Origin of the sequence: Citrobacter sp. C5_2 (assembly GCF_014596845.2) — a bacterium.
Taxonomy (GTDB): domain Bacteria; phylum Pseudomonadota; class Gammaproteobacteria; order Enterobacterales; family Enterobacteriaceae; genus Citrobacter; species Citrobacter werkmanii.
In genome coordinates, this window is record NZ_CP115032.1 from 3,135,314 (window position 1) to 3,149,549 (window position 14,236).

The 14,236-nt window shown below is 55.4% G+C and carries 14 protein-coding genes; 4 read left to right on the forward strand and 10 right to left on the reverse strand.

Features of this window, described 5'->3' with window-relative positions; genetic code table 11:
- Positions 1-95: 95 nt before the first annotated feature.
- Positions 96-4,058 (forward strand): trifunctional transcriptional regulator/proline dehydrogenase/L-glutamate gamma-semialdehyde dehydrogenase, encoded by a 3,963-nt coding sequence (gene putA, locus ICA20_RS15435; protein WP_038639552.1) that lies wholly within the window; start codon positions 96-98, stop codon positions 4,056-4,058.
- A gap of 58 nt (positions 4,059-4,116) precedes the next feature.
- Positions 4,117-4,512, forward strand: coding sequence for a lysozyme inhibitor LprI family protein (locus tag ICA20_RS15440; protein ID WP_038639550.1), 396 nt, complete (start codon positions 4,117-4,119; stop codon positions 4,510-4,512).
- Here ICA20_RS15440 and rutR read toward each other — a convergent pair.
- From rutR to ICA20_RS15455, 3 genes are all read right to left on the reverse strand, one after another.
- Positions 4,509-5,147, reverse strand: coding sequence for an HTH-type transcriptional regulator RutR (gene rutR / locus ICA20_RS15445; RefSeq protein WP_038639547.1), 639 nt, complete (start codon positions 5,145-5,147; stop codon positions 4,509-4,511). The two genes, ICA20_RS15440 and rutR, sit on opposite strands and share 4 nt — an antisense overlap.
- Positions 5,148-5,205: 58 nt before the next feature.
- A complete protein-coding gene (locus ICA20_RS15450) occupies positions 5,206-6,120 on the reverse strand; it encodes a DMT family transporter (protein WP_038639544.1) in 915 nt (304 codons plus the stop codon).
- 161 nt (positions 6,121-6,281) lie between these two features.
- Positions 6,282-6,455, reverse strand: a complete 174-nt coding sequence (locus ICA20_RS15455; protein ID WP_032939912.1) for a general stress protein — start codon at positions 6,453-6,455, stop codon at positions 6,282-6,284.
- Positions 6,456-6,841: 386 nt separating this feature from the next.
- Here ICA20_RS15455 and wrbA point away from each other — a divergent pair, with 386 nt between their 5' ends.
- Together wrbA and ICA20_RS15465 are read left to right on the forward strand one after the other, a co-directional pair.
- Positions 6,842-7,438 (forward strand): NAD(P)H:quinone oxidoreductase, encoded by a 597-nt coding sequence (gene wrbA / locus ICA20_RS15460; RefSeq protein WP_038639541.1) that lies wholly within the window; start codon positions 6,842-6,844, stop codon positions 7,436-7,438.
- 20 nt (positions 7,439-7,458) lie between these two features.
- A complete protein-coding gene (locus ICA20_RS15465) occupies positions 7,459-7,686 on the forward strand; it encodes a YccJ family protein (RefSeq protein WP_038639537.1) in 228 nt (75 codons plus the stop codon).
- Positions 7,687-7,724: 38 nt separating this feature from the next.
- Here ICA20_RS15465 and agp read toward each other — a convergent pair whose 3' ends face one another.
- The 7 genes from agp to ICA20_RS15500 form a co-directional block, all read right to left on the reverse strand.
- A complete protein-coding gene (gene agp / locus ICA20_RS15470) occupies positions 7,725-8,966 on the reverse strand; it encodes a bifunctional glucose-1-phosphatase/inositol phosphatase (RefSeq protein WP_038639533.1) in 1,242 nt (413 codons plus the stop codon).
- An 87-nt stretch (positions 8,967-9,053) separates the two neighbouring features.
- On the reverse strand, positions 9,054-9,761 hold the full coding sequence (locus tag ICA20_RS15475) for a winged helix-turn-helix domain-containing protein (protein WP_038639530.1): 708 nt from the start codon (positions 9,759-9,761) through the stop codon (positions 9,054-9,056).
- A gap of 68 nt (positions 9,762-9,829) precedes the next feature.
- Positions 9,830-10,585: a sulfite exporter TauE/SafE family protein gene (locus ICA20_RS15480; RefSeq protein ID WP_038639526.1), complete on the reverse strand. Its 756-nt coding sequence runs from the start codon at positions 10,583-10,585 to the stop codon at positions 9,830-9,832.
- A gap of 135 nt (positions 10,586-10,720) precedes the next feature.
- Entirely contained in the window at positions 10,721-11,227 is a 507-nt protein-coding gene (locus tag ICA20_RS15485) for a protein disulfide oxidoreductase (protein WP_038639523.1), read from the reverse strand.
- Positions 11,217-11,840: a DsbA family protein gene (locus ICA20_RS15490; RefSeq protein WP_038639521.1), complete on the reverse strand. Its 624-nt coding sequence runs from the start codon at positions 11,838-11,840 to the stop codon at positions 11,217-11,219. The genes ICA20_RS15485 and ICA20_RS15490 overlap by 11 nt, the downstream gene beginning before the upstream one ends.
- Entirely contained in the window at positions 11,837-13,717 is a 1,881-nt protein-coding gene (locus ICA20_RS15495; protein ID WP_038639518.1) for a protein-disulfide reductase DsbD domain-containing protein, read from the reverse strand. Before ICA20_RS15495 ends, ICA20_RS15490 begins: the two co-directional genes overlap by 4 nt.
- 48 nt (positions 13,718-13,765) lie before the next feature.
- On the reverse strand, positions 13,766-14,128 hold the full coding sequence (locus ICA20_RS15500; protein ID WP_038639515.1) for a hypothetical protein: 363 nt from the start codon (positions 14,126-14,128) through the stop codon (positions 13,766-13,768).
- Positions 14,129-14,236: the final 108 nt, after the last annotated feature.

The window sequence follows — 14,236 nt, forward strand, 5'->3', positions numbered from 1 at the left end:
ACGTCACATTTAACACGGTTGCACAAAGTTGCAACATAGTGGATATTTCTCGGTAACTATCAGACCCGTATTTCAGTACAACAGGAGTAAACGGCATGGGAACCACCACGATGGGGGTTAAGCTGGATGACGCCACTCGCGAGCGTATTAAAACAGCCGCATCACGAATCGATCGCACACCGCATTGGCTGATTAAACAAGCCATCTTTAATTATCTTGAAAGACTGGAAAATGACGATGCGCTTCCTGAACTGCCGGCACTGCTGGCAGGCGCGGCGAATGAGGGCGAGGAGTCAACCACGCCGCAGAATGAAACGCATCAGCCTTTCCTGGAATTTGCCGAACAAATTCTGCCGCAGTCCGTTTCCCGTGCGGCAATCACCGCCGCGTACCGCCGCGCTGAAACCGACGCCGTGCCAATGCTGATGGAGCAGGCACGTCTGCCGCAACCCATCGCCGAGCAGGCGCATAAGCTGGCGTACGATCTGGCCGACAAACTGCGTAACCAGAAGACCGCCAGCGGTCGCGCCGGAATGGTACAAGGTTTATTGCAGGAGTTCTCCCTTTCTTCGCAGGAAGGCGTGGCGCTGATGTGTCTGGCCGAAGCCCTGCTGCGTATTCCCGATAAGGCAACCCGCGATGCGTTGATCCGCGACAAAATCAGCAACGGTAACTGGCAGTCGCACATTGGGCGTAGCCCATCCCTGTTCGTTAACGCGGCGACCTGGGGACTGTTGTTTACCGGTCGTCTGGTTTCTACGCATAACGAAGCCAGCCTCTCCCGCTCGCTCAACCGTATTATCGGCAAGAGCGGCGAACCTTTAGTGCGTAAAGGCGTCGACATGGCGATGCGCCTGATGGGCGAACAGTTCGTCACCGGAGAAACCATCGCCGAAGCGCTGGCTAACGCACGTAAACTGGAAGAAAAAGGTTTCCGCTACTCCTACGACATGCTGGGCGAAGCGGCGCTAACCGCCGCTGATGCTCAGGCTTATCTGGTTTCTTACCAGCAGGCGATCCACGCCATTGGTAAAGCGTCTAATGGACGCGGCATTTATGAAGGGCCCGGTATCTCTATTAAGCTGTCGGCGCTGCACCCGCGCTATAGCCGCGCGCAATATGACCGTGTGATGGATGAACTCTATCCGCGCCTGAAATCGTTGACACTGCTGGCCCGTCAGTACGACATCGGTATTAATATCGACGCCGAAGAGGCTGATCGACTGGAGATCTCCCTCGATCTGTTGGAAAAACTGTGCTTCGAACCCGAACTGGCGGGCTGGAACGGTATCGGCTTTGTTATCCAGGCCTACCAGAAGCGCTGCCCATTTGTTATCGACTATCTGATCGATCTCGCCACCCGCAGTCGCCGCCGTCTGATGATCCGTCTGGTTAAAGGCGCATACTGGGATAGCGAAATCAAACGTGCGCAAATGGACGGTCTGGAAGGCTATCCGGTTTATACCCGTAAGGTGTATACCGACGTTTCCTATCTGGCCTGTGCGAAAAAACTGCTGGCCGTACCGAATCTGATCTACCCGCAGTTCGCCACCCATAACGCCCACACGCTGGCGGCGATTTATCAGTTAGCGGGGCAAAACTATTATCCTGGTCAGTATGAGTTCCAGTGCCTGCACGGTATGGGCGAACCCCTGTACGAGCAGGTCACGGGCAAAGTCGCGGATGGCAAACTGAACCGTCCATGCCGTATTTATGCGCCGGTAGGTACACACGAAACCCTGCTGGCGTACCTGGTGCGTCGTCTGCTGGAAAACGGCGCCAACACCTCGTTCGTCAACCGCATTGCTGACACCACCTTGCCGCTGGACGAACTGGTTGCTGATCCGGTCGAAGCCGTGGAAAAACTGGCGCAACAGGAAGGCCAGACAGGTTTACCGCATCCGAAGATTCCCCTGCCGCGCGACCTGTACGGTAAAGGCCGGGAAAACTCAGGCGGACTGGATTTGGCTAACGAACATCGTCTGGCCTCGCTGTCCTCTGCCCTGCTCAATAGCGCGCTGCAAAAATGGCATGCCAAACCGATTCTCGAGCAGCCGGTTGCTGACGGTGAAATGACGCCGGTCGTTAACCCGGCCGAGCCAAAAGACATTGTCGGCTACGTGCGTGAAGCGACTCACAGCGAAGTGGAACAGGCATTACAAAACGCCGTTAATAATGCGCCAATCTGGTTTGCGACGCCGCCACAAGAGCGCGCCGCTATTTTGCATCGCGCTGCCGTTCTGATGGAAGGCCAGATGCAGCAATTAATTGGCATTCTGGTACGCGAAGCGGGTAAAACCTTCAGCAACGCCATTGCAGAAGTGCGCGAAGCGGTAGACTTCTTGCACTATTATGCAGGCCAGGTGCGCGATGACTTCGATAATGAAACCCATCGTCCGTTAGGCCCGGTAGTTTGTATCAGCCCGTGGAACTTCCCGCTGGCCATTTTCAGCGGACAGATTGCCGCCGCGCTGGCCGCAGGCAACAGCGTACTGGCAAAACCAGCGGAACAAACCCCGCTGATTGCCGCCCAGGGTATCGCTATTTTACTCGAAGCGGGCGTACCGCCGGGCGTGGTACAACTGTTGCCAGGCAAGGGCGAAACCGTCGGGGCGCAGCTCACTTCCGATGAGCGCGTACGCGGCGTGATGTTTACCGGCTCGACGGAAGTCGCCACGCTGTTGCAACGCAATATTGCGACCCGCCTTGATGCTCAGGGCCGTCCAATCCCACTTATCGCCGAAACCGGTGGCATGAATGCGATGATCGTCGACTCCTCAGCGCTGACGGAACAGGTGGTGGTCGACGTGTTGGCTTCTGCTTTTGACAGTGCCGGACAGCGCTGCTCAGCGCTGCGCGTGCTGTGTCTGCAGGATGATATTGCCGACCACACGCTGAAAATGTTGCGCGGGGCGATGGCGGAATGCCGCATGGGTAATCCGGGTCGCCTGACTACCGATATTGGGCCGGTTATCGATGAAGAAGCCAAAGCCAATATTGAGCGCCATATTCAGGCCATGCGCGCCAAAGGACGTCCGGTATTCCAGGCCGTGCGTGAGAACAGTGACGATGCGCGGGAATGGCAAACCGGTACCTTTATCGCTCCGACGCTTATTGAGCTGGAAAGCTTCGATGAATTACAAAAAGAGGTGTTCGGTCCGGTACTGCATGTCGTGCGTTACACCCGTAACAATCTGGGCAGCCTGATTGAACAAATTAATGCCTCCGGCTACGGCCTGACGCTGGGCGTCCACACCCGTATCGATGAAACCATCGCTCAGGTCACGGGATCTGCACATGTGGGGAACCTGTACGTTAACCGTAATATGGTTGGCGCCGTCGTCGGGGTGCAGCCATTCGGTGGCGAAGGCTTGTCAGGAACCGGACCAAAAGCAGGTGGACCGCTGTACCTGTACCGCCTGCTGGCTAACCGCCCGGAGAATGCGCTGGGCATTACGCTTGCCCGTCAGGATGCAGACTATCCTGTCGATGCGCAGCTCAAAGCGGCTCTCGTGCAACCGCTGGAAGCCCTCACCGAATGGGCCGCCGATCGTCCGTCGCTGCGTGCGCTTTGCCAGCAGTTTGGTGAACTGGCGCAGGCCGGAACGCAACGTCTGCTGCCAGGACCAACCGGCGAGCGCAATACCTGGACGCTGTTACCGCGCGAGCGCGTACTGTGTATCGCTGATGACGAGCAGGATGCGCTGGTGCAGGTTGCCGCTGTGACTTCGGTGGGAAGCTTGATCCTGTGGCCGGATGATGCGTTCCATCGCGAACTGGCAAAACGTCTGCCAGTTGCAGTCTCCGGGCGGATTCAGTTTGCCAAAGCGGACAACATCGCCACGCAGCCGTTTGATGCCGTAATTTTCCATGGCGATTCCGATCAGCTTCGCGCGCTGTGTGAAGCGGTGGCGGCTCGTGAAGGAGCGATTGTGTCGGTTCAGGGCTTTGCCCGCGGCGAAAGCAATATCCTGCTTGAGAGGCTGTATATTGAACGCTCCCTGAGCGTCAATACTGCCGCCGCCGGAGGCAACGCCAGCCTGATGACAATCGGCTAAGGTTGTGGTTAATTAAGGCTCCGGTAACGGGGCCTTTTTTATAAAGCCAGAGGGAAACATGAAACGAATTTTACTGACATGTGCAGCGCTGCTGCTGAGCGGCCAGGCGCTGGCAGATGACTGCGCCAACGCGAATAATCAAGCTGAAATGAACACCTGTGCGGCAGAGCAGTTTAAAGCGGCCGACGCCAAACTTAATGAAACGTATCAGAATGCGCTCAAGCGCGCCGCCCCGCCCCAGCGCGATTTACTGAAAAAAGCGCAAACTTCGTGGATAACCCTGCGCGATGCAGACTGTGCGTTAATCAGTTCCGGTACCGAAGGCGGAAGCGCCCAGGCGATGATTTCCAGCCAGTGTTTAACGGATAAGACCAACGAGCGCGAAGCGTTTCTCGCCTCGCTTTTACAGTGTGAAGAAGGCGATTTAAGCTGTCCGCTACCGCCTGCCAGCTAACGCACGCGGATCCCTTCGATAATCATCCGCTGTACGCTCTCAACGGTCTGGTTAAAAAAGGCTTCATCACGCAGCGTTGCGCCCGTTACCGCCTCTACCTGTGGGGCAAAGTCTGCATAATGCTGTGTTGAAGCCCAAATCATGAAAATCAGATGGTGCGGATCGACAGGAGCCAGTTTCCCACTGCTGACCCATCCGGCAATCAACGCCGATTTCTCATCAATCAGCGTTTTAAGATCGCCCGTTAATTCAGCCATCAACAATGGCGCGCCCGCCAGCATCTCCATGCAGAATAACCGGGAAGCCTGCGGGTAATCGCGCGACACTTCCAGCTTCAGGCGAATATATTCCTTAATGGCCACCAGCGGCGCAAAGTCTTCGCGAAACGCCTTTAGCGGTGCCAGCCAGATGTCGAGGATTTGCCGTAAAACGGCAATATAGAGCACCTCTTTTGACGGGTAGTAATAGAGCAGATTCGTTTTTGACACCCCCGCCTGCTCTGCCACCTGTTCCAGACGCGTACCATGGATCCCATATTGGGAGAAGATATTTAATGCCGCGGTTAAAATAGCCTGACGTTTTGCACTGACGGCCTGCGATCGTTTACCGTTTTTTTTCTCTGCGCGTTGGACCATGCGCCCTCTCCTTCTTTTGAGGGCGTCAGCATACCAAATCACACGGTGAATGGTTAAATTAAAGCGATTCAGGAGGCGCCGCCTGCGGCTGCGCTTTTTTCTTCTTGAACTTCAGTTCGCTGACCAGCACGCCAACAATAATGAATGCCGCGCCTAACAAAGCCAGTAGCGGTAGACGTTCACCCGCCAGACGACCAAAGATCCCCGCCCACACCGGCTCTCCGGTGTAGATGACCGTCGCCCGCGTCGGCGAAACGCTGCGCTGCGCCCAGTTCATGGTGACCTGAATAATCGCGCTAAAAATTCCTAACCCCAGCGCGACCACCAGCAATCCTGTCGACATCGGCGGTACAGACTCTCCTGCCGGGGCCATGGCAATAAACGCCGCCACAGAAGCGGTTGCCAGTTGCACCACCGTTACCCGACGCACATCTACTTTTCCCGCCCACGCGCTAATCAGAATAATTTCTGCCGCAATTGCCACCGCGCCCGCGAGCGTGATCCACTCACCTTCACCCAGCGCCAGTAAATTTCCCCCCGGTCCGGCAAGAAAGATCAACCCGATAAAGGCCTGTACAATCCCGACACACGGCATCAGGCCGGGCATACGCCCCAGACATAGCCATTGCAACAGCGGCACCAGCGGTACGTACATCGCGGTAATAAACGCCGATTTACTGCTGGGAATAAACTGCAAGCCCCAGGTTTGCAGGCTATAGCCCAGCGCTATCGCAATGCCGATCGCCACGCCAGCTTTAAACTCCAGCCAGGTCAGCTTATGCAGCGTTCGCCACGACAGAAGCGCAACGGCCAGCGCGGCAGTAGCAAAACGCACACCGACAAAGAAAAAGGGCCCGCTCAGAGTAACGGCATATTGCACCGCCAAAAACGTTCCACCCCAGAACATGGTGATCACAATGAGGATCGCCTCCTGAGGTTTAACAGAAAAGGAATAACGAGAAAGTAAAGACATGAGACACCCGATTAACAGAATGTCATTAGTCTGCGTTGCGTTTTGTTACAGTTCAACCTTGCTGACAAAAAAACCGCCGGATGATCCCGGCGGCGGTGGCTTCGTGACGGCTAAGATGAAACACGAGACCGTCACGACATAACTAACAGGCAATGCAATAATTACGATTTATTGCTGCCGTGGCTATTTTTGCCCCCTTTCTTGCCTGCTTCTGAAGCGCGTTGCGGGTCATTCTTGAAGTTGCCCCCGCTATGCTGGCCACCTTTTCGACCTGCTTCTGATGCTCTTTCGCGGTCTTCCGCAAAGTTACCGGAACCGCCTCGATGGTTTGCCATTACTGACCTCCGTCATTGATTAGACATCATATTGCATAGGTACTGAGGAGTGATACCTCAACGCAGCGTCTGGGCGAGGCCCTTGTTTTCACTGCGTGGAATTAAGCTTAGCGAAGACCGGCCTGTTGACCAGCAAACTGTAATATCCTGCAACAGGATCCGCTGCATGATCAAAATAATAACAAGAAGAAATCAATAAGCCTTTCTTATGACTACCAAATTTCGCACGGTTAAATATGTATCATTTTGCAACAAAAGAGGATGTTATAAAAATTGTTATAAATCAAAGAAGTGTTTGTGAAATTTGCACTCCTGACAGTACGTCATATCTTTATAGGTAGGTAGCGAATCGCTACGGACACGGTTAACTCGAGGAGTAGTGTAAAATGGCAAAAGTTCTGGTGCTTTATTATTCCATGTACGGACACATTGAAACTATGGCCCATGCAGTTGCAGAAGGCGCAAATAAGGTAGACGGCGCGGAAGTCATCATTAAGCGTGTACCGGAAACCATGCAGCCTGAGATTTTCCTCAAGGCGGGCGGTAAAACACAAAATGCACCAGTCGCCACCCCGCAAGAACTGGCTGATTACGACGCCATCATTTTTGGTACCCCCACACGCTTTGGCAATATGTCCGGCCAGATGCGTACTTTCCTTGACCAGACTGGCGGGCTGTGGGCTTCCGGCGCGCTGTACGGCAAACTCGCCAGCGTATTCAGCTCAACGGGGACCGGCGGCGGTCAGGAACAAACCATTACCTCAACCTGGACGACGCTTGCCCATCATGGGATGGTGATTGTGCCGATCGGCTACGCAGCGCAAGAGCTGTTTGATGTCTCACAGGTTCGCGGCGGTACGCCTTACGGCGCAACCACCATCGCCGGAGGCGACGGCTCCCGTCAGCCAAGTCACGAAGAGTTGTCTATCGCCCGCTATCAGGGTGAATATGTCGCAGGTCTGGCAGTAAAACTCAACGGCTAATCTTCAACAGGAGGATTCGAATGCCAACTCAAGAAGCGAAAGCCCATCACGTCGGTGAATGGGCAAGTCTGCGCAATACATCGCCGGAAATAGCCGAAGCCATTTTTGAAGTCGCGCATTATGACGAGAAACTGGCGGAAAAAATTTGGGAAGAAGGTAGCGATGAGGTGCTCATCAAAGCCTTTGAGAAAACAGACAAAGATTCGCTCTTTTGGGGTGAACAGACTATCGAACGCAAAAACGTCTAGCGCTCTGACTCCCCCGCTCGCACGGGGGAGTTTTTCTTTTACTTCGCCGCCTCATTCAACACACTATCGAACTTATCGATTGGGCAGAAGCCGTTCGCATCTACCGGACACCCTTTCAGCTCCAGCGTCACACGCTGCGCCGGGGATTTCAGCGTCAGGACATCCGCATTACGCAACTGCTGCGAGCTTTGATAGACATATTCGATTTTCATCAGATCACGATTCGCCTTGCTGTCATGCCAGCGCTGGAAGACAATCTTACCGCCGATCGGCGTACGCTCGTTCTGATCGTGAAGCTGGTACGGTTTGAAATCCAGCGCGGTGAGCAGCGAAGCAATGTTTGAGTCATGCCCCACCAGCACGGTTATTTTCGGTGCTTTCATGCGTTCGGTGACCAGCGCATTATCAATATATTTCACCAGCGGTTTGGCGACGTTCTGCGCCACTTCCGGCGAGGTGAACAGGCTGTCCTGATAGCCATTTTTCAGCTTCGACAGCACCTTCCACTGTTGATCGGACTTAATTTCCCCCCAGGCGACCTGGTCCATCGGGAATCCTTCGTAATATTGCAGCGTGAAAGCATCGACCAGCGAGTTCCCCACCTTTAATGGTCCTGACACCCCCGGCTCCTGCTGGTATTTGGCGCTGAACGTATCTTTGGCGTCGGTCAGGGAACACTGCTGTTTTTCTTTGCAGGATGGCGAGTCTTTGTAGTCTGTCATTTGCTCAAGCAATTGATAGCTGTCGCTGAGCTGCATTTTGCTGCGCTCTTTTTCCATCGCCTGGACAGCCTGCTGGCTGAAGGCGGCAGAATCATCGGTGATCACCGGGTTAAAGGTGGGATCCATAGTGCCCATTTTTTCCTGATGATGAACTGGAACGTCGCACCCCGGGAATGCGCCGGTAACAAAGAACTGCGCCGTAGCAACCGTACGCTGTAGGCTATTCGCATAGGTATAGACCGTGTCCGGAGCCGGACATTCGCCCGTTTTTACCATCCCTTGCTCTGCCAGCCACTCACGCATGTAGTGACCCATATAGACTTCCAGCACGCCGCCTTTGGTGGTGAGTTGCCCGCCAGGAACATCCCATTCCGGCCATTGTTTAGGCGTGGACTGCTCAAGAACGCTGCCGTTATTGGCTAAAGGTGCACGTAAGTTATGCCGACTCATCATCAATACTTGCTGAAGCTGGTAGCCTTCCGGCGCGGTCTGCGCGTACGCGGCGCCTGACACTAATACAGCCCCTGCCACGGCTGCGGCGATTAACGATTTATTCATCCCTACGACCTCTTGTTGTTATCAATCACAACAGAGTGTGACAGAAACAGGACATTTTTCCGGGAACGCTTTCGCAAAACAGGGCATCTACCGTGTTGTTTTAATACCGAACTCGCTATTGAGTTTACGGATCCCTGGTGGGGTAAAGGTGACATGGCGACTACCGGTCTGCGTTTTAATCCACTTTTGTTCAGTAAACCAACGTAGCAGCGTTGCGCCAAGCACGCCGCCAGGATGGTAACGTCGCTCACTCCAGTCCAGACAACCGCAGGCTAATTTCCGCCGTGACGAGCCGGTAAAGAGGACGATCCCCATTTCCGTCAGCTTTTCCTGCCCGAGTTCAGTTAGCGTTTCACCATCCGGCGTTAACCACTGACGGGAAACGAACGTATCAAACAGTCTCACCGCCACTTCTCCGGCGAGATGGTCGTAGCAGGTGCGGGCATGCCGCAAACTTAGGGGCGTGGTGATTTTTCGAGGGGTAGATGTCGCCCACGCCACCCCCATCAGTCGTTCCAGCAGTTCAGCAATCTCCGCGCTTGCGAGGCGAAAATAACGATGCCTTCCCTGAGCGAGCGCCACCACAAAATGTTGTTCGCACAAACGCGCCAGATGCGCGCTGGCGGTCGAAGCGGATACATCCGCTACGGCGCTAAGTTCGGTCGCGGTCCAGGCGCGGCCATCCATCAGCGCACACAGCATACGCGAGCGCGATTTATCGGCCATGACTGCCGCAGTGAGCGCCATGCGCGACTCCAGCTCGCCCTCTTCTTCCTTTAACATCACGGATACCATAGTGACCTCGTTGGCGCTAAATATCTGAATTAACGATGCCATGAAAACGCGCTAAAGTCACCGAAGGGTCACGCCGCACGCACCATCATCTCCACACCCAGTCCAAGCAAACACAACAGAAAACAGCGTTTAAAAACCAGCGGAGATATAACCCGTCGCACACGAGTCCCCATCCACTGACCAATCAGCGCAGGCACAATGGCCAACGCCGATAAGCTCAGCGACTGTGCGGGCAGCGCATTGTGCCACCACAGTCCGAGCGCCAGCGCCAGCGTTGAAAATGTGAAAGAGATCCCCAGCGCCTGCACCAGTTCATCTTTCTCAAAACCCAGGGATTGGATCCAGGGCACCGCAGGCATCACAAATACGCCGGTTCCGCCGGTCAGCAAGCCGGTAACGAATCCAACAACAAGGGAGTATGGCTTTTCACGGTGCGCGGCCACCGCGATCGTCTTACCCGCCAACGTCCAGATGGCATAAGCCACCAGCGCTACGCCGAGCGCAAACTGGGTACGGGCCGTATCGCCGCCGGTAATCCAGGCGCTGGCAAGCAGGGTCGCTACCACTACCATCAACAGCATTGGCCACAGCCGTTTGAGCAATCTGCGTGTATTACCGCCGCCGCCAAACTGGAACAAATTACTTATAAGCGAGGGTAAGAGCAGCATTGCCGCCGCGGCAACCGGCGAAATAAGCGATCCGAGGATCCCCATCGCCACGGTGGGTAACCCCATACCGGTGACCCCTTTCACCATGCCGGCGAGGACAAATGTGGCGGCAATCATTATTACCAGAGAAGGTCCAGACGCTACAGAACTCGTCATATTGCACTTTCCTGCAAAGAGAATGTGACCTATTCTGAACACCAATCACCCTGCTTGCTTCGCCAGACAACGAAATATGTCCTCCCGTTTTAGCGGCGGCAGCATAAAAAATGCCGGGTTTCCCCGGCACGATTATCAGAACGTTTTCGCCCACCACAACCGAAGCTTCATGCCCCAGTAACTGGTCCAGCCGCTGGTTGTAGACACCACCCGGCCTTGCGACATTACTACCAGCGTGGGCGTGACGCTGATTGCCCAACTGCGGGAAATTGCCCCGTTTGCATCATTGATGACCGGAAAGTCCACGCCTTTTCGCGACAGCCAGCGGGATACCTCGGCTTCATTGCCGGAGCGTAGCGCAATGGTCATCACGTTTTCCCCTTGCGAACGTAGCCTGGCGACTTCCGGCGTCGTGAAGCGACACACGCCGCACCAGCTGGCCCAGAAATAGAGCAATACTGGCTCGTGTTGACTCAGCGCTGCCAGCGTGACGGTTTCACCATCCAGCGTTTGTAAAGGTGTGCTGTCAAAAGAGGCAGGGAGCTGCGGGGCACGCCAGGCATCCATCAGCAGCATCACACCGGCCAACAACGCCAGTAAGATCAGCCCTTCGCGTAGCCAGCGGCGCAGCTTACTGATCATTGGCTGCCGCCAGTTTTTCTTTTACGACGTCCTCAAGCGTTTCCCATGGTACTGCGCCCGGAATGAGTTCATCGCCAATAATCGTTGCAGGGGTACCTTGCACCCCGACCAGTCGCGCCAGTTGCAGATTCGTACTCAGCGTTTCAGCACTTTGCGCGTCCAGCGTCACCGGAGTGGCACCCGCTTTTTCCTGGGCCTGCTTGATACTCACGTCAGTATGATAGCCCTTCTTCTGCATCAGCTTTTCATGCAGCGCCAGAAACTGCTGTGGATGCTGATGCCAGGTGGTCAGCACGGTCCGCGCCGCCAGTTCCGAACTTTTCCCTTTAAATGGCAGCGGTTTAATGACCACCGCCACGTCAGGGTATTTCTGCACAATTTTCTCCAGCATCGGATCGAGCTGTTTGCAGTATGGACAGTTGTAATCGGTAAAGTTTATCAGCGTCAGTTTCGCCTGCTTTGCACCAATTCGTGGGCTGTTGGGATCGTTAAACAGGGCTTCCTGAATAAGCGCTTCGATTTGTTTTTCCTGCTCCAGGGTAAATGGCGCAGACTCTTTCGCCACGCTGACGGCGGAAAACAGGCTTAACAACAGAACAATCATCATCTTCATGGGGTGACTCCTTTAGCATCATTCAACATTTGCAGTACCGCATCGCGGGTTAACAACGTTGGCAACGCCTGACCTTCCGGCAGACCGGGGCCATAAATTTGGTTATACGGCACAGCAACCTGGCCGCGTTTTTTCAAAAATTCGGTGATGGCTTCAGAAGGGAGGGTCCAGTCACCGCGCAGCGCCACAACATCCGGCTGCTGCAGCGCGGCCTGGACGTCATCTTTATGCAAGACGTTGTATTTATTTACCTTACAGGTAATACACCAGTCCGCCGTGACGTCAATAAACACACGCTTGTGTTGCGCCAGCGCCTCTTCAATCGCCTGCTCGCTAAGCGGTTGCCAGTTCACGCTCTCTTTAGCGCTACTTTGCCCCGCCAGCCCTAAATGCGGGAGCAGCAATGTCGCAAGCCAGATAGCCGAACCCAGCATCATCACGCCGAGCAAACGCCGCAGGATATTCATCCAGCGCCCCGGCCGCGGCAGGCGCAGCGCCAGACCGGGACGCAGGGCCACCAGCAGCCACGGCAGACTCATCCCCAGACCTAGCGCGATAAACAGTCCCCACAGCGTCGGCAATGAGGCCGTCAGCGCCACCGCCACCGCCGTGCCCAGAAACGGGGCGCTGCATGGCGTGGCGAGCAGGGTCGCAAATGCGCCTTGCCAGAAATGTCCCGCCAGGCCGTTGCCGCCATGAGTCGCCAGCGTGGTGGTCATCGCCGAAGGCAGACGGAATTCAAACCACCCGAACAGGCTGGCGCTGAACGTCAGCATCACCAGTACCATGACACCGATGAACCACGGATTCTGGAACTGGATCCCCCAGCCAAGCGCCTGATTGGTTAACCGCAGTACCGTCATCAATAGCGCCAGCGCCATAAAGGAGACCAGTATTCCGGCTACCGATGCGAGGAATTGACGGCGAATCTGGCGGCGGCTTTTTTCCTCAACCAGTAAAATCGAACCCAGCTTCATACCCAGCACCGGTAACACGCAGGGCATCAGGTTGAGAATCAACCCGCCCAGTAACGCCATTAGCGCCACCTGCCACAGCGGAAGCGAAGCGTTATCGATGGCTGGCGCTTCGCCAATCGCAAGACGGCTTTCCTGCGCCACGCCATTATCAGCCAAAACCAGCGTGACCGACTTACCGCGCAGATCCGGCACGCCTTCCCCCCAACCATCATGGACAGGTACCGTGGCGCGTAGCGTTTCCCCGTCAACCTGGATTTGCGGCATACCAAAATCCGCATCATCTACGGCATCCAGATACAGCCCTGGCGCAGTCCAGCCTCCGGCGCGCTGCGCCTCAACGACCAGTTCTCCAGCACGCGCCCCGGCATGAAGAGAATCAGTCAGGCCACTGGCGAGCGGGATCTGCCCCATCGCCTGAGCGTAGTCATGCGCAAAAGTCGGATCCTCGGCGGTGGGCGTCACGGAAAAAGGAAAATCCGTCAACAGGCAAACGTTGCTACAGGTGGATAGTGTCAACACGCCGCTAAGCGTGGCGGGCGATCTGCCGCGCACCATCATCGGGAACGTCACCCGATCGTGATACCCCTGGGTGGTAATATTGGCGACCTCAAAACGCGCAGGGGTTGGCCAGAACCAGTCGACCGTCGGCATTTCGCCCTTCCAGGCGATAGACGGCGCGATGCCCCCCTCCCCTGGCGAACGCCAGTAGGTTTTCCAGCCATCTTCCAGTTTAACATCCAGCAGCAGACGGGTTTCACCGGCGGCTGAGGTATCAGCGCGTAATCGCACGCTGGCGTGATCGTTATCGGGTGAACGTAGCCAGCCGGGGTCAGCCGCCCAGGATACGGGCAGCCAGAGTAATAACAGACAGAGCAGCGCCTGCCTGAAAACAGTCATCATAGTTTTTCTCCGTGAATAATTATCTAACAGTCAGCAACGGCTGTTCTGTCATTCACGGAAGACGCAAAATCGGAGATGTACCCTGAGAGTGGGCGGCGAGATGGCTCGCGGTGGGAAAAAAGGTAAACGAAACGCCCGCACTGGCGCCAGTAGCGACAGCAGCAGACACAGCGCCAGAATAATGCCCTCAAACAGTACCGGCGGCGCAGCCAGTAACGACTTCGCGCTCAGTTCACAAGGGGTAACCGGGGCAGCCTCATCAGGTTGCGCTTGTTCGCTTGTGACAACGCTGGTGGCAACGGTGTTCATCTGCAACGCATGCAGGCCCGCCATGCGTTGCGCGGTGCAAACCATCACCACAACACATGCCAGACAGAGGAACCACCATCCCAGCCGTTGACGTTTCGCCATTCTACCCTCACAGATTGATGCGGGTTATCTTAACCACTCGCCAGGTTTTAGCAACCTTTGCGCTGTAAAGTTATGTCCTGTTATTTGAAGGTTATACACGCCTTCGCG

Excerpts from the sequence above, each read along its gene's own strand:
- rutR (WP_038639547.1), bottom strand. The coding sequence starts at position 5,147 with ATGGTCCAACGCGCAGAGAAAAAAAACGGTAAACGATCGCAGGCCGTC.
- putA (WP_038639552.1), top strand. The coding sequence starts at position 96 with ATGGGAACCACCACGATGGGGGTTAAGCTGGATGACGCCACTCGCGAG.
- ICA20_RS15495 (WP_038639518.1), bottom strand. The coding sequence starts at position 13,717 with ATGATGACTGTTTTCAGGCAGGCGCTGCTCTGTCTGTTATTACTCTGG.
- ICA20_RS15450 (WP_038639544.1), bottom strand. The coding sequence starts at position 6,120 with ATGTCTTTACTTTCTCGTTATTCCTTTTCTGTTAAACCTCAGGAGGCG.
- ICA20_RS15475 (WP_038639530.1), bottom strand. The coding sequence starts at position 9,761 with ATGGTATCCGTGATGTTAAAGGAAGAAGAGGGCGAGCTGGAGTCGCGC.
- ICA20_RS15500 (WP_038639515.1), bottom strand. The coding sequence starts at position 14,128 with ATGGCGAAACGTCAACGGCTGGGATGGTGGTTCCTCTGTCTGGCATGT.
- ICA20_RS15465 (WP_038639537.1), top strand. The coding sequence starts at position 7,459 with ATGCCAACTCAAGAAGCGAAAGCCCATCACGTCGGTGAATGGGCAAGT.
- ICA20_RS15490 (WP_038639521.1), bottom strand. The coding sequence starts at position 11,840 with ATGAAGATGATGATTGTTCTGTTGTTAAGCCTGTTTTCCGCCGTCAGC.
- ICA20_RS15485 (WP_038639523.1), bottom strand. The coding sequence starts at position 11,227 with ATGATCAGTAAGCTGCGCCGCTGGCTACGCGAAGGGCTGATCTTACTG.
- agp (WP_038639533.1), bottom strand. The coding sequence starts at position 8,966 with ATGAATAAATCGTTAATCGCCGCAGCCGTGGCAGGGGCTGTATTAGTG.
- ICA20_RS15455 (WP_032939912.1), bottom strand. The coding sequence starts at position 6,455 with ATGGCAAACCATCGAGGCGGTTCCGGTAACTTTGCGGAAGACCGCGAA.
- wrbA (WP_038639541.1), top strand. The coding sequence starts at position 6,842 with ATGGCAAAAGTTCTGGTGCTTTATTATTCCATGTACGGACACATTGAA.
- ICA20_RS15440 (WP_038639550.1), top strand. The coding sequence starts at position 4,117 with ATGAAACGAATTTTACTGACATGTGCAGCGCTGCTGCTGAGCGGCCAG.
- ICA20_RS15480 (WP_038639526.1), bottom strand. The coding sequence starts at position 10,585 with ATGACGAGTTCTGTAGCGTCTGGACCTTCTCTGGTAATAATGATTGCC.